The sequence below is a fragment of the Peribacillus sp. NPDC096540 genome (assembly GCF_050278525.1).
Taxonomy (GTDB): domain Bacteria; phylum Bacillota; class Bacilli; order Bacillales; family DSM-1321; genus Peribacillus.
Genome location: NZ_JBNNTG010000019.1, coordinates 60,999 through 80,830, shown reverse-complemented (window position 1 = coordinate 80,830; position 19,832 = coordinate 60,999). Strand labels below are relative to the sequence as shown.

Here is a 19,832-nt window from a genome sequence, read left to right as displayed (position 1 = left end):
TTCCCATGGAAGCTGGCTTTCAATTTGTTATAAATCACTTTTTTCTCAACAAAAAAACCTGCCGCAGCAGGTTACTTTTTACTTTCCACTATTAATGTTATAGGGCCGTCATTAGTAAGCTGTACGTCCATCATTGCGCCAAATTGACCGGTTTCAGTATGGACGCCTTTTTTGCGTAGTTCTTCATTGAATAATTCATAAATTTTGTTCGCCTCTTCAGGACGGGCGGCGTCCGTGAAGCTCGGACGACGGCCTTTACGGCAGTCACCGTATAGCGTAAATTGTGAAACGGATAGAATCGAACCACCAACATCTAGTAGTGAGTGGTTCATCTTTTGATTTTCATCTTCGAAAATTCTAAGATTAACGATTTTATCGGCCAAATAGACGGCGTCATCAATTGTATCGCCATGAGTGACACCAACTAGAAGGACTAGTCCGCTTTCAATTTGCCCGATTGTTTGGTCTGCCACAACTACTTTGGCAGCTTTGGAACGTTGTAAAACAACACGCATAGTAATAAAACTCCTTAGTTCATAATCCTTCTAACGGAATAGACATCTGAAATTTGTTTTATACGGTCGACGACCTTTTGTAGATGTGCAATGTTATGGATATAAATCGACATGTGAATGGTCGCCACTTTATTCCGGTCCGATTTACCTGAGACCGCTGAAATATTTGTCTTTGTTTCGTTGACAGCTTGCAACACTTCGTTTAATAAGCCGCGGCGATCATACCCGCTGATCTCAATTTCAACGATATATTCCTTACGTTCGTTAATCGTACTTTCCCATTCAACAGGCACTAGACGATGATCGGAATCACCGCTTTCTAGGTTAGGGCAGTCTTGCCTATGGACAGAGACTCCACGGCCTTTTGTAATATAACCAACGATTTCATCTCCAGGAACCGGATTACAACAGCGTGATAAACGGATAAGCAGGTTCTCAATTCCTGGTACACGTACACCTGAGTCACGCTTTTTAGAGGAATTAGGGAAGGTTTTCAGATCAGCAACTGCTTCCGAAATATCCGCTTCTTGCTCGACCATTTTCTGCTTACGCCATTTTTCTGTAAGGCGGTTCGCTACCTGAAGGGCTGTTATTCCGTTATAACCGACCGCTGCATACATATCTTCTTCATTCAGGAAATTGAATTTATCCGAAACGCGCTTAATGTTCTCAGCAGTCAAGATATCCTTCAGTTCAAACTCCATGACCCTGATTTCTTTTTCAACAAGTTCTTTGCCTTTTTCGATATTTTCTTCTCGGCGCTGCTTTTTGAAAAATTGACGGATCTTATTTTTCGCCTGAGATGTTTGCGTGAGTTTAAGCCAATCTTGACTTGGACCATATGAATGCTTGGATGTTAAAATTTCAATAATATCGCCTGTTTTTAGTTTATAATCCAGCGGTACCATTTTTCCGTTCACTTTGGCCCCAATCGTTTTGTTACCGATTTCCGAGTGAATCCGGTAAGCAAAGTCAATCGGGTTGGACCCTGACGGAAGTTCAATAACATCGCCTTTTGGCGTAAAAATGAACACCATATCAGAAAAAAGATCGATTTTAAGGGATTCCATGAATTCCTCGGCATTTGTTGCGTCATCCTGGAATTCAAGAATTTCTCTGAACCAAGTCAATTTTTCCTCTAATGAAGGCTGTTCACCAACATCTTTTCCTTCTTTATAAGCCCAGTGTGCGGCAACCCCGAACTCGGCAATGCGATGCATATCCGAAGTACGGATCTGCACTTCAAGCGGATCGCCTTTCGGCCCGATCACCGTCGTATGCAGCGATTGATACATATTCGGCTTCGGCATAGCGATATAGTCTTTAAATCGGCCAGGCATCGGCTTCCAGCATGTATGAATAATCCCTAAAACGGCATAGCAATCTTTTATGCTATTGACGACAATCCGAACCGCAAGCAGGTCATAAATTTCACTGAACTGCTTATTCTGCAACGCCATTTTGCGATAAATACTGTATATATGTTTCGGTCTGCCAGAGAGGTCAGCTTTAATATGGACTTCTTCCACGTTTTTACGCACTTCATCAATGACTTCTTCTAAATACTGTTCACGTTCTGCACGCTTTTTCTTCATAAGGTTGACGATTCGGTAATACTGCTGTGGGTTCAAATACCTTAGTGCCGTATCTTCAAGTTCCCATTTAATCGTACTGATCCCTAGACGATGAGCAAGCGGAGCAAAGATTTCTAATGTTTCGTTCGAAATTCTTCTCTGCTTTTCCTGTGGCAGATGCTTTAATGTCCGCATATTGTGCAGTCTGTCGGCAAGCTTAATCAATATGACCCGAATATCCTGGGCCATCGCAACGAACATTTTCCTATGGTTTTCCGCCTGTTGTTCTTGCTGTGATTTATACTTAATTTTCCCTAATTTGGTCACACCATCGACGAGCATGGCGACTTCAGGACTGAAATTCTCTTCAATATCCTTCAGAGTGACCTCCGTGTCTTCAACAACATCATGTAAAAAACCTGCCGCAATAGTTGCAGGATCCATTTCAAGATCAGCTAGAATACCCGCCACTTGAATCGGATGAATAATATACGGTTCTCCCGATTTACGAAATTGTTCTCGGTGAGCATACTCTGCATACTTAAACGCTCTATGAATAAATTCAGCTTCTTCCGGCTGAAGATATAAGCTAGCCATTTCTACAACCTGCTCGGCAGTCAATATTTGATCGTTAGCCATTTAATCACCTTAACCCCACTTTAACTGCCACCGGATATTATCCGGATTGAGTATGATTGGTAGCACTTCCCTTTGTTCAGCAAAACGTGACAATTTTTGCGAAAAAAATAAATCCGCCTAAACGGATAAAAGTGCAAATAAACTTATTAGCAGAAAAACTCTTTATTATTACTATTATCGAAAAAAAAGGCAAGCTTGTAAAGGGCTAAAAATGTATTTTATGAAGATTCCTTCTTTTTTTCACTGGAAATTCGACAAAATATAAGAAAAGCAGGAATAACAGAAAGAGCACCCTGGTCAGAGTGCTCTTCTTTATTAAAAGCTCATTAGTGTTAACACATCATAGCCTTCTAATTTATCTTTACCGTCTAAGTCTGTTAATTCAATAAGGAATGCAATCCCGGCTACAATTCCGCCAAGCTCTTCCACTAGTTTGATCGTCGCTTCGATTGTACCGCCAGTAGCAAGTAAATCGTCCGTAATCAGGATACGTTGTCCTGGTTTAATGGCATCTTTATGGATAGTCAATACATCCTTACCATATTCTAAGCCATATTCGACTTTTATCGTTTCACGTGGAAGTTTTCCTTCTTTTCTCACTGGAGCAAAGCCCACTTCCAATGAGTATGCGACTGGACAGCCGATAATGAATCCGCGTGCTTCCGGTCCAACCACTAAATCGATATTTTTATCGCGAGCGTACTCAACGATTTGGTCTGTTGCGTATTTATATGCGGCACCGTTATCCATTAATGTAGTAATATCTTTGAAGACAATACCCGGTTTTGGCCAGTCTTGCACAATTGTTACGAATTGCTTTAAATCCATTGCTTTGTTTCCTCCTCAAGGTCTGTTGCCTCATGGACTAATAAATGATTGAACCAATCGAATAATTGCTGATAGGAAGAATAAACAAGCTCTTGTTCAAGCTCAAATTGCTCTTTCTTTCTTATAAACGATTCAGACTCACTGAGATCGCGTTTTTTCGCATTGGTTTTGAGCATAATTAACCCATTCTCTATTGTAACAAAATCAAGCTCAAAAAACACCTTTGAAATAAAATCCACTGTATCTCTTGACCAGCCTCGGTATTTGGCAAGATCATCACCATACCTTTTCACATCAAGCGGACCCTTTTTAGCAAGAAAGGCATAGAACCATTTAAAATCGTCCCTTGTTGGCATCGTGCTTAAAAAATGATCCTGTTCATGAGAAAAATGCGCGTATATCCGTGACGGCTGCTTATTTTCAATCACCCGTTTTAACATCGATCTTAACGGCGGCATGTCCATAAGAACTACATGTCCTTGCATGCAGTCGAGCTGATCTGCATCTAGTTCATTCTTGATATAAACAAGATTAGGATGGTTTTGTAAAAATGGATATCTATTATAAATATCTTCCGAGAAAATAACAATCTTCCGATTATGAGCCGGTATCTCAGCTAGCCACTTCTCTGCCTGTCCCTTGCCGCGATAATCGAAAAGCTGCCAATGATTGACCGATACATCCTGAACAAAGATTTGCGGCTTTTTGATATTATTCCACTCATTAATGGAAAGCTCGCCGATTACGGAAACTTCAGCATGCGGAGCTATTTCATCCACATAATGACCGAGACCAAACCCAACGCCGTCGAGTTTATGATTCTCACTATCTTCAAGCTGAACCTTCAAGTGATTCTGATTGGCGCCAATTTTCCGGACACTTGAAAGCTGGACGGCATCTATCAAAATTTTCGGCTTTGGATTGGTCACTCCAAATGGCGCTAGCAAGCTCATTTCCTGAATCGTTTGAATGGAAACTTCTGCTAGAGTGGTGGCTCCATCCAAGTTGGTAATAGGTGTGAAATCTTCTTCGCTGAGCTGGTCTTTCGCAATCATGTTCATGCGATCCCTAAGCTCTTGTACGTCTTCTATTTTCAGTGTCATTCCCGCAGCCATCGGATGTCCACCAAAATGAGGCAGCAATTCGCGACAGGTAGAGAGACTCTCAAAAAGATCGAATCCGGCAATACTACGGGCTGAACCTTTCGCGAGCCCCTTTTCTCGGTCATAACTCAATACAATGGTCGGACGGTAAAAGCGTTCAACCAGTTTGGAGGCTACTATACCCACTACCCCTGCGTTCCAGCCTTCTCTCCCGATAATAAGCACACCATTTGACTCCGGCGGGAAGTTTTCCTCAACCTCTTGAATCGCTTCTTCCGCCATTGCAGCAACCATCGCCTGTCGTTCTTTATTAATATCATTGATTTCATTTGCCAGTTCAGTCGCTTCTTCCAAGTTTTCAGACATCAATAAATCAACAGCCGGGTCAGCATCACCAAGGCGTCCAACTGCATTGATTCGTGGTGCCATTGCAAAGCCGATTGATTCCTCATTCAATGCTTCCTGCTGAATATTCGCCACTTTCATAAGGGCAACAAGCCCTGGACGTCTAGTCAAGCGTAACTGCTCAATCCCTTTTGCTGCAATGAGGCGGTTTTCTCCTTTTAAAGGTACCAAATCCGCAATGGTACCGATTGCTGCAATCTCCAGCAAATCCTCTGGCAGTTCTCCAAGCAAGGCATGTGCCAGTTTAAAAGCAACCCCTACCCCAGCAAGATCTTCAAATGGATATGAACTTTCCTCACGTCTAGGATGAATAATCGCTAGTGCTTCAGGGAGTTCCGGTCCCGGTTCATGGTGATCCGTCAAAATATAATCCATGCCTAGCTCGCTAGCAAGTTTCGCTTCATCTACTGCGGAAATTCCCGTATCCACAGTTATTAATACCTTTACCCCTTGCTCAGCTGCCAAGCGGAATGCCATTGGATTCGGCCCGTAGCCCTCTGTAAACCGATTGGGAATATAAAAGTCTACATCGGCTCCTAGTCTAGTAAGCGTCGTCATCATCACCGTAGTCGATGTCACGCCGTCAGCATCATAATCACCAAAAACCCTGATTTTTTCTCCGTTTTGAATGGCTTCTCTTATTCTATATACTGCTTTATCCATATCTTTCAGTAAAAAAGGATCATGAAAAGTTTGATTTTTTACAAATAAAAACGATCGGGCACTTTCGATTGTATCTAGGCCACGATTAACAAGTAAGGCCGCAACTAAAGGTGTGATATGAAGCTCTTCCGCTAGTTCAGCAACTTTGTTTTCATCGGCAGTTCGCAAGTTCCACCGTGTTTTTGGCTTTAACATAAATTCACCCCTCAACTTATTTATTATACAAAACGACAATAACGGTTTCAATTTTATTTTAAACTCAATAATGGTTGTAATTCCCTATTCAAAAAGTTAGTCTCACAAAAAGAAGGCTGGCATCATGCCAGCCCCCTCTCACATATTAAACTTGTCCTTCAAGACTTTGTTTCTTTTCTTTTGCCGTATTCAGTGGTCCTTTTTTCTTCAATTCTTTGATTTTCAAATCAAGCCAGAATTGGGAAGCAATCAATAGAGACGAATACACGCCACATATTAAACCAATAAACAAGGCAATGGAGAAGTTTCGGATAGCTTCACTACCGAAGATCATCAACGCGATAACCGTAATGAGAACAGTTAGTACTGTGTTAATGGATCTTGTCAAAGTCTGCCTGATACTGATATTCACAATATTCTCAAGCTCTTCGACGGTTTTGACTTTACGACTGAAGCGTAAGTTTTCACGAATACGGTCAAAGGTTACGATCGTATCATTGATGGAATAACCGACAATAGTCAGAATCGCAGCAATGAAGGTGATATCCACTTCAAGTCGAAGTACACTAAATATCGTTATGATGAAGAATGCGTCATGTATAAGCGCTACTACAGCAGGTACAGCCATCCTCCATTCAAATCGTATCGATACATACAAGATAATGCCGAGTGATGCAATCGCTAACGCAAACATAGCATTTTTCGCAAGTTCTTTTCCGACTGTCGGGGATACGGTGCTAACATTCGGTTCTGCTCCATAATCCTTCTTGAAATGGTCCTTCAATTCAGCGATTTCCTGTTTATTAAGCACACCGACTGTACGAACGACAGCATTTTTATTTTCTTTTCCAGCGAGCCTAACATCCTTGATATCGTCCTTATCAATACCGACCTTTTCCATTTCGGTTTTGACTTGCTGTGTCGTTAAAACATCTTTGGACGCGATCTCAATTCGGGTACCACTTGTAAAATCAATACCAAGATTTAATCTAAAGACGAACAAGAAAATAATCCCGATTATGGTAACACCGATTGAAATGCTATAAAAGACTTTCCGATGTTTGACGAAATCGATTTTATCAAAGCGTGTTGGCAATGACATTAAATTAATTTTCTCAGATAAATTGTGAATGTATTTCTTCTTCACGCCAAACCATGATGTATGTTTGTCCAAGAACCCACTATTCACCCACAGGCTCATGAAAAGACGTGTACCATAGACGGCTGTAATGAAACTCATTAAAATCGAAATGATTAAAGTAGTCGCAAACCCTTTAACTGAGCTTGTTCCATAATAGAACATAACGGCCGCAGCCAGCAAGGTCGTTAAGTTGGCATCCATGATCGTAGCCAGTGAATTTTTCGTACCTTCTTTATAGGCTGCTTTAACGGATCTGCCAAGTTTCAATTCATCCCTGATTCGTTCATAGGTTATGATGTTGGCATCGACAGCCATACCAACACCTAGTACTAACGCCGCAATACCAGGCAGCGTAAGGACTGCATTCATCCAATCGAACACTAATAGCGTCAAGAAAAGGTAAATGCTTAAAGTGACGACTGCAATGAATCCCGGGAAGCGGTAATACACAAGCATGAAGATGAAAACAAGTGCAATTCCGATGATTCCTGCAAAAATAGTATCATTCAGTGCACCTGCACCAAATTGGGCACCTACAGAAGTGGAGTACTCTTCTTTCAAATCTACAGGCAGGGCACCTGCATTCAGAAGGGCTGCAAGCTCTTTCGCTTCTTCCACCGTAAACTGACCTGTAATAAACACCTTGTTCGTATTAAAAACTTCACTGACATATGGAGCTGAAATCATATTATCTTGTGAAGCTGTATCTTTAAAGGAATCTTTTCCTTCCTCGAAATCCAACCAGATTGCAAGTACATTCGTCGAATTTTCCATTGAAGAGATTTTTTGGGTGATTTCTTTAAACTTGTTCACGTCTTTCAGCGTGACTTCAACAACCGGTTTATTCTTTTCGAACGTTTGTTTCGCGCCGCCTTCTTTCAGGTCAGCACCTGTCATCATTTCCTTATCGTTGTAATCACGGAAAGATATTTTTGCTTGAGTCGAAAGAATTTCCCGAGCATTGTTTTGATCTTTAACTCCGGCTAATTGAACACGGATCCGGTCTTTCCCTTCAATTTGAATATTAGGTTCACTAACACCTAATACATTGACACGCCGCTCAAGGGAGCTCACTGTAGCTTTCAAAACATCCGGAGTAATCTTTTCCCCAGAAAGCGGTTTTACTTCATATAACACTTCAAAACCGCCTTGAAGATCAAGACCGAGCTTGATATTCCCTAGGATTCCTTTTGAAGTTGTTCCCATCGCTGCGAAGATCAAAAGTACGATTAGAAAAAACGCAACGATTCTGCTTCTTTTTACCATTATGTAGTAGGCCCCTTTCTATAATACGCCTGTTCATGAAGTTTCAAAAACTGTCATTTTTTTCGTTTATAAGATTGCATTCTCTTCAAAATCGGTAGAAAAAAGACAAAGCTCTCCATACTCTTTTTCCAAAAAAAGCATAACCATATCTATTATGATTCATTTACAAACGGCTGTCAATTTAAGTATTTCTTACTTTTATTCTTTGAAAAGCTCTTTTAGTTCCTCGTCAGAAAGCGGTTCTAATAGGTTTGGTGATTTATAAGCTTCGACCATTTGAAAGGTCATGAACTGGTTGCTGGAAAATGTCACAATGTCGGCAACGAGTTCGTGAAGGTGAATGTTTTCCTGAGGGCGCTTCCATTTGTTCTTGGTTAAGGTTGCCCATATATCTTCCTCTGTAACAGCATTCAAACCAACCATTTGGAATTCCTCACGTTTGCTCTTCAAGAATGGACGTACCTTTACATAATAACGTTGATATGGGTGATTCTTTTTTGTCATCACATTGCCTCCAGTAAAAATGATTCTCAATTGAATGCGCATTTTCTAAGAAGGAAATTCGATCATTTGTAAGAACGCAAACACTTTTGTCATGCTATGTCCAAGTACAAGCATATAGATAATTGTATAGCATAACCGCTTTTTTGAGAAGGCAGGGAGGGAGTTCAATGTCTAAGTTTTTAAAAGGCACGCTGATTTTATTAATCGCAAGCCTGATAACAAGGGTTCTTGGGTTCATTAACCGCATTGTCATCGCCCGTTTTATCGGCGAAGAAGGCGTTGGTTTATATATGATGGCTTTACCGACCCTATTTCTTGTCGTCAATATTACCCAGTTAGGCCTTCCAATCGCCATATCTAAATTTGTGGCTGAAGCCAATGCCAGAGGGGATGAAAGGAAAATCAAGAAAATCCTTGTCGTCTCTTTGGCCTGCACATTTACTTTATCGATGATCTTTACTCCTGCTATGCTATTTTTTGCGCCGGTTCTATCCGAATATTTATTTACAGATGAAAGAACGGTATGGCCGCTTATGGCGATTGCCCCTATTGTTCCAATTATCGCCATTTCATCTGTCCTGCGCGGATATTTCCAAGGCAAGCAAAATATGAAGCCCTTCGCTTTCTCACAAGTTATTGAACAGGTGGCCCGTATCACTTTCATCGCCGTCCTGACAAAGGCCTTTTTGCCATACGGAGTCGAATATGCCGCAGCCGGTGCAATGTTTGCTTCGATTATTGGTGAGCTTGTATCACTTGTCTACCTATTGACAAGCTTTAAACTAAAGAAACATTTTAAATTCCGGAAAGGCTTCTTCAAAAATGTCAAATCCGGGAAAGGAACATTTACCGAATTGATGGGGATTGCCCTGCCGTCTACTGGAAGCAGGATGATTGGGTCCATTTCTTGGTTTTTTGAACCAATTGTGGTCGCTCAGAGTTTGGCACTTGCCGGTGTGACCGCGGCCGCAGCTACCAGTCAATACGGAGAGTTAACAGGATACGCACTGCCATTACTCATGCTTCCTTCTTTTGTTACGGCTTCTTTAGCTACAGCCCTCGTTCCTGCAGTTAGTGAAGCAAGGACAACAGGAAACTTTCTACTCGTTGAACACAGGCTTCAGCAGGCCCTTAAAATCACCTTTGTCACTGGGTCTTTAGCTGTCGTCACTCTGTTCATCTTTGCTGAACCGATTTTACAAGTAATGTATGGATCTTCCCACGCTGCTGTTTTCATTAAATTTCTTGCACCTTTTTTCATACTCTATTATTTTCAATATCCGTTGCAGTCGATGCTTCAGGCACTTGACCTTGCAAAAGCCGCTATGTTTAACAGTCTTGCAGGAAACATTCTTAAGATTGGTGTAATCTGGCTGCTGGCATCCAAGGAAAGTTTCGGCATCATGGGGGCCGCAATCGGAATAGCGGTCGGTACGATGCTCGTTACCTTCCTGCATTTTTCAACTGTGATAAAAGTTGTTCCGTTCACACTTCATTTTCGAAGTTATATGTTGTCTTTAGTTATTTCTTTAATTTCCGGTTGGGGTGGTTATTATATTTATCAAGTTCCACTCTCTTCTCAGCCTCTAGGAACCCGGCTGTCGCTATCAGTTACCGTTGTATTCCTGCTGTTCACATTTTTCATGCTCTTGACTGGCAGCATAAAAAAAGCAGACTTAATTCGAATCCCTGTAATTGGCATGTTTTTATCAAGGTTTGCATGGAAATAGAAATAACCGAAGCATTTAGCAGCTTCGGCTATTTCTTCGTTTCATTTTTATCAATGTAAAATTGGCCATCTATGTATCCGCAAATCGATATCTCTTTAACCTTTGTTACCCCATGTTCTTTTACCTGTTGCAGAAGCCAAAAATGATTTTTTCCAATTTTATTAAGATTTTCTTCCTGTATCTCTCCGTCGACTATTAGTGGAAAGGGTATGGCTTCACTTTCCGACCTTTCTTCTTCTTCGCTGTTCTTAATCACCGAGAGTTTTCCTGAAGTTTCAAGGATGGCAAATTTAACTTCTGTTAAATCAATAATTCCTTGTTCACGAAGCTGGGTCAATAAGTCATCAAAATTATATCGTTGTCTGCGCATCGCTTTTTCATCTATTTTACCCTGATTGATGATGATCTGCGGCTTACCATCCATGAAATAGCGAAACCTGACACTTTTCAATGAGAGGAAAGCCAATGTAATTTGGAGGATCGCGAGGACAAACATTGGGATAGTCTGTCTGATGAACGGTTTTTCCAAATCTTCAAAGGATAGCACGGCAATGTCCCCTATCATGATAGATACCACTAAATCAAGAACGCTCAGTTCCCCTACTTCCCGCTTACCCATCATTCGAAAAAGGAACCAGATGACTAGATAGATTACCGTCGTTCGAAAAATAATACCTAGATAGATATCCACTTCAATAACACTTCCTTCATCCATTAGCATGGCTTTGAAAATGAAAAATTACTCTATTTTCTTTTTCAAATTTCATAGAACTTCTTAAACAAGGTCTAAAGGTTCCAATGGAAGAATATGCTTGTACAAACACATCAACAGGCTAAATGTATCAGCCTTTTAAAAAGGGGGAATAACCATCGAAACTAAAAAAATGAGTGTCGCCGTAATCTATGGCGTCGGCTCCATCTTTGCCATAGCGATGATTGCAAGCTTACTCTTTTCTATCCTTCTTCGTTTTACATCACTGACGGAATCATCCCTGACCTACGTGATCATGATTGTGTCCTTTTTATCGCTGTTCATTGGTGGATTTATTTCAGGAGGTAAAGGGAAAAAGCAAGGACTATTCTTAGGTGGAAGTACTGGCTTGCTTTACCTTTTAGTTGTTTTTCTTTTTCAATATTTAGGTAATGATGCACTTTTTACCATCAAACAATGGATTTATTACGGCTGTTTTGTGATCACAGCCATGATGGGTGGCGTGCTTGGAGTAAATATGAGTTCAGAATCGCGAACCAATTAAAAAACCACAGCAAAAAACCGGGCATAATAGCCCGGTTTTAGTTTGTCTTATACAGTTACTTCTTTATTTGGTGCGCTTTCCGTAATTTCACGGATGGCAGCACGGTCAAATGTAAGCTTTGAACCGTCTGGTGATTTAATGACAATTTGCAATTCATCGATTGCATCGATTGTTCCGTGCATGCCGCCGATAGTTGCAACTTTATCACCTTTTTTCAAACTGCTTTGCATGCTTCGCGTAGCCTTCTGGCGTTTTTGTTGCGGACGGATTAATAAGAAATAGAACAATACGAACATTAAAATTAACGGAAGTATTTGTGTTAAATTACCCATTTTTCTTCACTCCTTTCATTCTTTAAAATATTTATGGAATTAGAAGTTTTTTGCATTTGGCTTATTGAAACCATATTGTTCAAAAAACTCTTCCCTAAAGTCTCCAAGGCGATCTTCTCGAATAGCTTGTCTGACCTGTTCCATCAAGTTTAACAGAAAATGAAGATTATGATAAGTCGTAAGACGAATACCAAAGGTTTCTTCACATTTAATCAAATGGCGGATATAAGCCCGGCTATAATTTTTACAAACATGACAATCGCAATTTTCATCTATTGGACCAAAATCACGGGCATACTTCGCATTTTTCACAACCAGTCGGCCATTGCTCGTCATCAACGTACCATTACGTGCAATACGTGTAGGGAGTACGCAATCAAACATATCGACGCCGCGGAGCGCACCATCAATCAATGAGTCCGGTGAACCGACTCCCATTAGGTAACGCGGTTTGTTAGTTGGCAGTAATGGACTTGTAAATTCAAGGACGCGGTTCATGATATCCTTCGGTTCCCCAACAGATAATCCTCCAATAGCATAACCCGGGAAATCAAGGGAGACAAGGTCTTTCGCACTTTGTTTACGAAGATTTTCAAACTCTCCACCCTGAACAATACCGAACAACCCTTGATCTTTTGGACGCTCATGCGCATTCAAGCAGCGTTCTGCCCAGCGTGATGTCCGTTCGACTGATTTCTTCATATACTCTTCGGTTGCCGGGAATGGCGGGCATTCATCGAATGCCATCATAATATCAGACCCAAGTGCATTTTGTATTTCCATCGCTTTTTCCGGAGATAAAAATAATTTATCACCATTGATATGGTTTCTGAAATGTACGCCCTCTTCTTCAATTTTGCGGAATTCACTTAAACTGAACACTTGAAAACCGCCAGAGTCGGTTAATATCGCCCTGTCCCAGTTCATGAATTTATGCAATCCGCCAGCTTCCTTGATAATTTCATGTCCTGGACGCAGCCATAAGTGATACGTATTGCTTAGGATGATGCCTGCCCCCATTTGTTTCAAATCTTCTGGTGACATCGTTTTGACAGTAGCCATTGTTCCAACCGGCATAAATGCGGGTGTTTCAAAAGAACCATGAGGCGTATGAACCCGACCTAGCCGTGCCCCTGTCTGTTTACATGTTTTGATTAACTCATATCGTATTGCTGTCAACGCAATAACTCCCTTCAAGAGCATATCACTCTTATATTACTTAATTAACATTGCATCTCCAAAACTAAAGAACCTGTATTTTTTTTCCACAGCCGTTTCATAGGCATGAAGAACATGCTCTCTGCCTGCGAGGGCAGAGATAAGCATGATTAAAGTTGATTTTGGTAAATGGAAATTCGTAATCATCGCATCAATCCCTTTGAATTCATAACCAGGATAAATGAAAATGCTCGTCCAGCCACTCTCTTCCTTAAAAACGCCATCATTACGGGACGCAATCGTTTCCAGTGTTCTCGTCGACGTAGTACCGACCGTGATGATTTTCCCACCGTCTTCTTTAACTTTATTCAGTAATCGTGCTGTTCCTTCGGTCATTTGGTAAAACTCTGAATGCATTTCGTGACTGTCAATATCGTCCACGCTGACTGGGCGGAACGTACCTAGTCCAACATGAAGCGTGATAAAAGCGATATGAACGCCCATACCTTTAAGTTTCTCAAGCAAATGCTCCGTAAAGTGCAGCCCTGCCGTTGGGGCTGCAGCCGACCCGCGTTCACGCGCATATACCGTTTGATAACGGTCTTGATCGTCGAGCTGTTCCTTGATATATGGAGGCAGCGGCATTTCGCCAAGTTCCTCTAATATCTCATAAAAGATACCTTCATATTGAAACTTAAGGACTCGACCGCCATGTTCAAGTACACCTGTGCAGACGGCACTCAGCTTACCATCGCCAAAGATGATTGTCGTGCCTTCTTTAATTCGTTTCGCTGGCTTTACAAGTGTCTCCCATACATCATCATGTTCTTGCTTCAACAGCAAGACTTCTACTTTTCCGCCTGTTTCCTCTTTACTGCCGTATAGCCGTGCCGGCAGGACCTTCGTATCATTTAACACAAGACAGTCACCAGGTTTAATATACTCCGTGATATGACTGAACACATCATGCTGAAGCTCACCAGTTGCTTTGTCTAGCACCATCAATCTACTTGCTTCCCTATCTTCCAAAGGAACTTGGGCAATCAGTTCCTCTGGTAAATGAAAATCAAACATATCCAATTTCATCTGTTCCACTTCCTAATCTGTCTATCAAGCAGTAATTTATTATTTAAAACGGCTGATTAGATAAAAAATAGCTGACAACACAACACTGACAATGATTGATGTTACGATTGGAAAGTAAAAAGTCGTGTTCCCCTTTTTGAAAAAAATATCTCCCGGCAGCCTTCCAAGATGTATATATTTCATCGCAAAACCAATCACAAATATAATTACGCCAAGTATCATAACCATTTTTGGTACATTCATCATTCAGGCATCTCCATTTCGAAATGCTCATAAACAAGCGGCGTTGCCATTCGACCTCTAGGGGTCCGTTGTAGAAAACCGACCTGTAACAGATATGGCTCATACACATCTTCAATCGTATGTGCTTCCTCACCAATTGTTGCTGCAATCGTCTCCAACCCAACCGGACCGCCACGAAATTTTTCAATAATCCCTTTAAGTAATTTATGGTCAATATGATCGAGTCCTAAACGGTCGACCTGCATTAATTCAAGTGCATAATCGGCGAGTTCCGCCGTTATCGTCCCATCTCCACGGACCTGGGCGAAATCCCTGACCCGACGTAAAAGACGGTTTGCAATTCTTGGGGTTCCCCGTGACCTTCTGGCAAGCTCGCCTGCGGCCTGATCATCCATCTCTGTGTCCATTATTCTTGCCGTACGGATGATGATATCAGCCAAGTGATTTTCCGTGTAATACTCAAGACGGCTCAAAACGCCAAATCGGTCCCTGAGCGGTGCCGACAGCGAACCTGCCCTTGTAGTGGCCCCAACGAGGGTAAACGGAGGCAGGTCAATCCTGATCGAACGTGCCTCTGGTCCCTTGCCGACAACGATATCAAGGCAGAAATCCTCCATAGCGGGATATAGAACTTCTTCGACAACACGAGGCAATCGATGAATTTCATCAATGAATAACACATCACCAGGTTCGAGCGCACTCAAAATTGCCGCCAGATCTCCCGGCCGCTCAATAGCTGGCCCGGAAGTCGTGCGGATATTGACACCCATTTCGTTGGCGATGATGACAGCAAGTGTCGTCTTCCCAAGTCCTGGGGGGCCATATAAAAGAACATGATCGAGCGTTTCTTCACGCATCCTTGCCGCTTCGATATACACGCTCAAATTCGCCTTCACTTTATCCTGTCCAATATATTGCTTTAAGTTTTGCGGTCGCAGGCTTTGTTCAAAGGATAGTTCGTTCAAATCGGCTTCCTGATTGAATACTCTCTCCTCCATTGCGCCACTCCTTATCTTAACATCATTTGCAATGCTTTCTTAATATATTGCTCGGTCGTCATTTCTTCCGTTTGTAATTTCTTTGCGACCTTTTGAATTTCTTTTTCAGAATAACCAAGAGCCTTTAAGGCGAGAATAGCCTCATCCAGCTCCTCGGTATAGCCGTTTTGGCTGATTGCCGCTGTAATGCCTTCGTTAAACAAGTTTGGAAACGCATCCGGAATAATGTTCTCGAGTTTTCCTTTTAAATCAAGAATCATTTGGCGTGCCGTCTTCTTTCCGACTCCTGGGAATTTAACAAGAAACGTTTCATCCTCATTTTCTATCGCTTGCACCACTTGATCGACCTGACCTGACGCTAATATGGCAAGCGCGCCCTTAGGCCCAATTCCAGTTACATTCAACAACTTGGTGAACAATGCCTTTTCTTGACGAGTCTGAAATCCGTAAAATACGGCCATATCCTCACGTACATAATGATACAGAAAAACTTGAATCTCTTTTTGATATTGAGCGGAAAAAATAAAAGGATTCGGCGTCATCACTTGATATCCGATCCCCCCATTTTCCACAACTATGTATTCAGGTCCGATATAATCGACCTTGCCTTTTATATAATCATACAAATTATTTCTCTCCCTGATTTTGCTGTACCTCTCATTTTATCATAAAAAAGGAGGGAAGTTTATTAAAAGTTATTTAGCAATTGATCAGGTCTTTTTCCCTAGACCTTACTTCCTTTTAACACCTTGTTTATTTTGTTGGGAGTTTTATCTTTCTGTTGAAAAACGGTGATATTATTTTTCCATTTAAATGAAATTCACTTTCCTTATATAGCATCCACTCCCAGTTTTAAGTCATGCAAAAAGGACGGGTGTGTTATTCCCATCCTAATTTACCGAATATGGCTCATACTCTTTAATAAGCTGTGAGTATTGGTCTTTATTCACGATTGGTATGCCTTTTTGCAATTCTTCCTGCTTATACACCTCAAGTTTACCAACGTCTATTTGGTAGAAAGTATGAATGATTTTAGCATGCTCCGGTCGACCAATAAAAATGGATAACGTACCATCTTTTTTCATGCCTAGATATCCATTTGCTTTTAAAAGCGGAGATATATCATTTTCTATTTTCTTAAGTACAATCTGGCCTTCATTCTGATCGACTACTTTCCAACCTTGATATTTTAACCAAAAGTCTTCCATCGTCCAAATTGTTTCAGTCAATTTTTCTTCACTTAACTCACCATCAAGATACATACGCTGAAGAATTACCTTTTTTTCAATTGGTTTATTTTCCTGTTGCACCAACTCTTCTGCAAAAACGGTAAAGCAAAATGGCAGTATAAAAAGTGTCAAGAAAAACTGAATTCTAAGTTGATTTGTCAATATTCTCACCTCATAAGGGAGTTTACTTTTTAAGTAGTTTGACCTGAAATAAGGATTATTAACCAAAAATCCAGCCGAGCCGATAAAGCAAAAAAAGCTGACTCCAAATTAAGTCAGCTTCACATATTCATTGTAAATGATTTTCATGAATGTTTAGGTTATCAAACATGTCATTGGCATCCTGAATGACTAAGTCTCTCGTATCACCATCACGAAGGTTGTTATCGAGTGTCATTGTCCGGAAATACACGCCTTTATCTGTCGTTACGTAAAGGGTCCGGCCTTCAGCGAGTGGTTCGACTTTTTTCATTACTGATTCTTTAACAGCTTTTGCCTGGTTATAGTCATCGAGCAACAAGGCCACGAGCATCTCATCCTTCATGATAATGGCACGAGAGTCAATAACTGAATCCACTGCATTAGCCACCCCATCAACTTGGTCGACTAATTCACCTTCATACGCATTATAATAAGATGATCGAGCTCTAAGTGGCTTACTTTCATGACCATGGTAATTACGATCCCGCTTACTATACTCATCATCCTTGTTGTAAAGGCCTTGAACCATATTCTCATAACTAATGTTACGAACTAACGCATCTTTTTCAGTGGAATGGTATCCTGTCTCATTCGTAATATTCTCGTTTTCCGCTGCATTATTATTAGCGCACCCAACCAAACCTGAGGCAGCTAATACCGTACAAAGCGGCAATGCCCATTTTATTTTCCGCACCAACAACCCTCCCCATTACAATAGAGCCTATACTTCGCTCATAATTATCATGGTTGTCTAAAGGGGATTTTACTCTGTTAGTTACGGCCAAAAGCACGTTTTATTTCCTATTTAGGGAGGAAATCTTTTCCGCTAGTTTTTCATTCATCTTCATCCGCTCTGAAAAATCTTCCACCGTCATTTTCCAAACAGAATGAAGCTGAGATGAACTTTTATTATGGCGATTCCATTCACGGAAAATATCCGTTGGATAAGTTAAAGCATATAAAAAAGCTGGGTCTGATTGATATTTTTTCAGTTGCGGGATTTGCCATAACATCGTAGCTGCATCTTCTAAATGATGGGATATTCGATTTGCATACTGTAAATAATCAATGCATCTTGGAGCGCTAGACATTAAGTCAAAATCGATTAAGGTCAAGGTGCCATCTGCTCTCCGCAAAAAATTATGATGAGCACAATCACCGTGAATGATTACTTTTTTTTCCTGATTCCACAAAGACTGATTTTTTTCAAAACCATCTAGGGCCCATTCACCCCAGCCAATCCATTCTTTTATAATCTCTTCGGAAACATATTGGCGAATATAAGAAAAGTTCTTTTTGAATAATGATAACCGTTCTTTCCACTTTTTTGCTTGATCAAAAACTGGGGCATTAATAGACAGATGTTCCGAAACATCATGGAAGCTTTCAAGTAACTGAATTCCTTCAAGGCGATCCTTTTGATTAGAATATCGAAATTTTTTCTTACTAGGTGGAAAATAGTCTATACTGCCATACCATTTCCCTTCAAATTGGAAAGGCATTAAATTCTGATGAATATAATACGTTTGAGTGAATCCCTTTTGTTTTAACAAAGAAGTCAATTCTCTTTGTCGATCCCACTTTTCAAAACTGTCAAATCCTTTGAGAATCAGCGGAGGATCCTTTTCAAAGGTAATTAAATAGACACTACTTTGAAGATGGTGGATATTCTTTGGCTTACGATTTAAATAAGAGCGGAGACGAGTGTAAAATACACTGTCATCCTTATAATTAGTAGTCATCGCTTTCATCTACATAAGTTGGCATTCCAAACGTTTCAGGCGCACGAACGCCCCCGAATTCACCTGGTTGGCCTCCCATTTGTCCAGGTAACATTGCTTCCGGCTGTCCACCAAATTGCCCCGGCATTATTCCTGGTTGACCTCCAAACAGGCCTCCTCCAGGCTGACCTCTATACTGGCCTCCCATCATTCCCGGTTGACCTCCTGGATAGCCTCCCATCATTCCCGGTTGACCTCCTGGATAGCCTCCCATCATTCCCGGTTGGCCTCCTGGATAGCCTCCCATCATTCCCGGCTGACCTCCTGGATAACCTCCCATCATTCCCGGTTGACCTCCTGGATAACCTCCCATCATTCCCGGTTGACCTCCTGGATAGCCTCCCATCATTCCCGGTTGACCTCCTTGTTGGCCTCCCATCATTCCCGGTTGGCCTCCTTGTTGGCCTCCCATCATTCCCGGTTGGCCTCCTTGTTGGCCTCCCATCATTCCCGGCTGGCCTCCTTGTTGGCCTCCCATCATTCCCGGCTGACCTCCTTGTTGGCCTCCCATCATTCCCGGCTGGCCTCCTTGTTGGCCTCCCATCATTCCCGGTTGACCTCCTGGTTGGCCTCCCATCATTCCCGGTTGACCTCCTTGTTGGCCTCCCATCATTCCCGGCTGGCCGCCTTGTTGGCCTCCCATCATTCCCGGTTGACCTCCTTGTTGGCCTCCCATCATTCCCGGTTGACCTCCTGGTTGGCCTCCCATCATTCCCGGTTGACCTCCTTGATGGCCTCCCATCATTCCCGGTTGACTTCCTTGATGGCCTCCCATCATTCCCGGTTGACCTCCTTGATGGCCTCCCATCATTCCCGGCTGACCTCCTTGTTGGCCTCCCATCATTCCCGATTGACTTCCTTGATGGCCTCCCATCATTCCCGGTTGACCTCCTTGATGGCCTCCCATCATTCCCGGTTGACTTCCTTGATGGCCTCCCATCATTCCCGGTTGACTTCCTTGATGGCCTCCCATCATTCCCGGTTG

The 19,832-nt window shown here is 41.8% G+C and carries 18 protein-coding genes and 1 pseudogene; 2 read left to right on the top strand and 17 right to left on the bottom strand.

Features of this window, described 5'->3' with window-relative positions; genetic code table 11:
* Positions 1–71: 71 nt before the first annotated feature.
* The 6 genes from dtd to ACQKMR_RS16810 form a co-directional block, all read right to left on the bottom strand.
* Complete coding sequence (gene dtd / locus ACQKMR_RS16835; protein ID WP_427698318.1) at positions 72–515, bottom strand: D-aminoacyl-tRNA deacylase; 444 nt, start codon at positions 513–515, stop codon at positions 72–74.
* A 14-nt stretch (positions 516–529) separates the two neighbouring features.
* Entirely contained in the window at positions 530–2,728 is a 2,199-nt protein-coding gene (locus ACQKMR_RS16830; protein WP_427698317.1) for a RelA/SpoT family protein, read from the bottom strand.
* Positions 2,729–3,043: 315 nt separating this feature from the next.
* Positions 3,044–3,556 carry an adenine phosphoribosyltransferase gene (locus ACQKMR_RS16825; protein ID WP_427698316.1) on the bottom strand — a complete coding sequence of 171 codons (513 nt, stop codon included), beginning with the start codon at positions 3,554–3,556 and terminating at the stop codon, positions 3,044–3,046.
* A complete protein-coding gene (gene recJ / locus ACQKMR_RS16820) occupies positions 3,547–5,922 on the bottom strand; it encodes a single-stranded-DNA-specific exonuclease RecJ (RefSeq protein ID WP_427698315.1) in 2,376 nt (791 codons plus the stop codon). Before recJ ends, ACQKMR_RS16825 begins: the two co-directional genes overlap by 10 nt.
* A 145-nt stretch (positions 5,923–6,067) precedes the next feature.
* Positions 6,068–8,329: a protein translocase subunit SecDF gene (gene secDF / locus ACQKMR_RS16815; RefSeq protein ID WP_427698314.1), complete on the bottom strand. Its 2,262-nt coding sequence runs from the start codon at positions 8,327–8,329 to the stop codon at positions 6,068–6,070.
* Positions 8,330–8,527: 198 nt separating this feature from the next.
* Entirely contained in the window at positions 8,528–8,833 is a 306-nt protein-coding gene (locus ACQKMR_RS16810; RefSeq protein WP_427698313.1) for a post-transcriptional regulator, read from the bottom strand.
* 167 nt (positions 8,834–9,000) lie between these two features.
* Here ACQKMR_RS16810 and spoVB point away from each other — a divergent pair, with 167 nt between their 5' ends.
* Positions 9,001–10,563: a stage V sporulation protein B gene (gene spoVB / locus ACQKMR_RS16805; protein WP_427698312.1), complete on the top strand. Its 1,563-nt coding sequence runs from the start codon at positions 9,001–9,003 to the stop codon at positions 10,561–10,563.
* A 28-nt stretch (positions 10,564–10,591) separates the two neighbouring features.
* Here spoVB and ACQKMR_RS16800 read toward each other — a convergent pair whose 3' ends face one another.
* Positions 10,592–11,278, bottom strand: coding sequence for a DUF421 domain-containing protein (locus tag ACQKMR_RS16800; protein ID WP_427698311.1), 687 nt, complete (start codon positions 11,276–11,278; stop codon positions 10,592–10,594).
* Positions 11,279–11,447: 169 nt separating this feature from the next.
* On the opposite strand from ACQKMR_RS16800, the gene ACQKMR_RS16795 reads away from it, so the two are divergent.
* Entirely contained in the window at positions 11,448–11,819 is a 372-nt protein-coding gene (locus tag ACQKMR_RS16795; protein ID WP_056528324.1) for a TIGR04086 family membrane protein, read from the top strand.
* 47 nt (positions 11,820–11,866) lie between these two features.
* On the opposite strand, the gene yajC is transcribed toward ACQKMR_RS16795, so the two are convergent.
* The 10 genes and pseudogenes from yajC to ACQKMR_RS16745 form a co-directional block, all read right to left on the bottom strand.
* A complete protein-coding gene (gene yajC, locus ACQKMR_RS16790; protein WP_427698310.1) occupies positions 11,867–12,151 on the bottom strand; it encodes a preprotein translocase subunit YajC in 285 nt (94 codons plus the stop codon).
* Between the two features lie 39 nt (positions 12,152–12,190).
* A complete protein-coding gene (gene tgt, locus ACQKMR_RS16785; protein ID WP_056528321.1) occupies positions 12,191–13,330 on the bottom strand; it encodes a tRNA guanosine(34) transglycosylase Tgt in 1,140 nt (379 codons plus the stop codon).
* A gap of 36 nt (positions 13,331–13,366) precedes the next feature.
* The gene (gene queA / locus ACQKMR_RS16780; RefSeq protein WP_427698309.1) at positions 13,367–14,395 is read right to left on the bottom strand and encodes a tRNA preQ1(34) S-adenosylmethionine ribosyltransferase-isomerase QueA; all 1,029 of its coding nucleotides are present in this window, start codon (positions 14,393–14,395) and stop codon (positions 13,367–13,369) included.
* Between the two features lie 39 nt (positions 14,396–14,434).
* A complete protein-coding gene (locus ACQKMR_RS16775) occupies positions 14,435–14,641 on the bottom strand; it encodes a DUF2905 domain-containing protein (protein ID WP_427698308.1) in 207 nt (68 codons plus the stop codon).
* The gene (ruvB, locus tag ACQKMR_RS16770; RefSeq protein WP_098177932.1) at positions 14,638–15,636 is read right to left on the bottom strand and encodes a Holliday junction branch migration DNA helicase RuvB; all 999 of its coding nucleotides are present in this window, start codon (positions 15,634–15,636) and stop codon (positions 14,638–14,640) included. The genes ACQKMR_RS16775 and ruvB overlap by 4 nt, the downstream gene beginning before the upstream one ends.
* An 11-nt stretch (positions 15,637–15,647) precedes the next feature.
* Positions 15,648–16,262, bottom strand: coding sequence for a Holliday junction branch migration protein RuvA (gene ruvA, locus ACQKMR_RS16765; protein WP_427698307.1), 615 nt, complete (start codon positions 16,260–16,262; stop codon positions 15,648–15,650).
* A 264-nt stretch (positions 16,263–16,526) separates the two neighbouring features.
* Entirely contained in the window at positions 16,527–17,027 is a 501-nt protein-coding gene (locus ACQKMR_RS16760) for a BofC C-terminal domain-containing protein (protein WP_427698306.1), read from the bottom strand.
* Between the two features lie 127 nt (positions 17,028–17,154).
* A complete protein-coding gene (locus tag ACQKMR_RS16755) occupies positions 17,155–17,760 on the bottom strand; it encodes a YhcN/YlaJ family sporulation lipoprotein (protein ID WP_427698305.1) in 606 nt (201 codons plus the stop codon).
* 100 nt (positions 17,761–17,860) lie between these two features.
* The gene (locus ACQKMR_RS16750) at positions 17,861–18,808 is read right to left on the bottom strand and encodes a phosphotransferase (protein WP_427698304.1); all 948 of its coding nucleotides are present in this window, start codon (positions 18,806–18,808) and stop codon (positions 17,861–17,863) included.
* Positions 18,798–19,832: pseudogene (locus ACQKMR_RS16745) on the bottom strand (hypothetical protein); the annotation flags it as partial. The pseudogene ACQKMR_RS16745 and the gene ACQKMR_RS16750, both read right to left, overlap by 11 nt.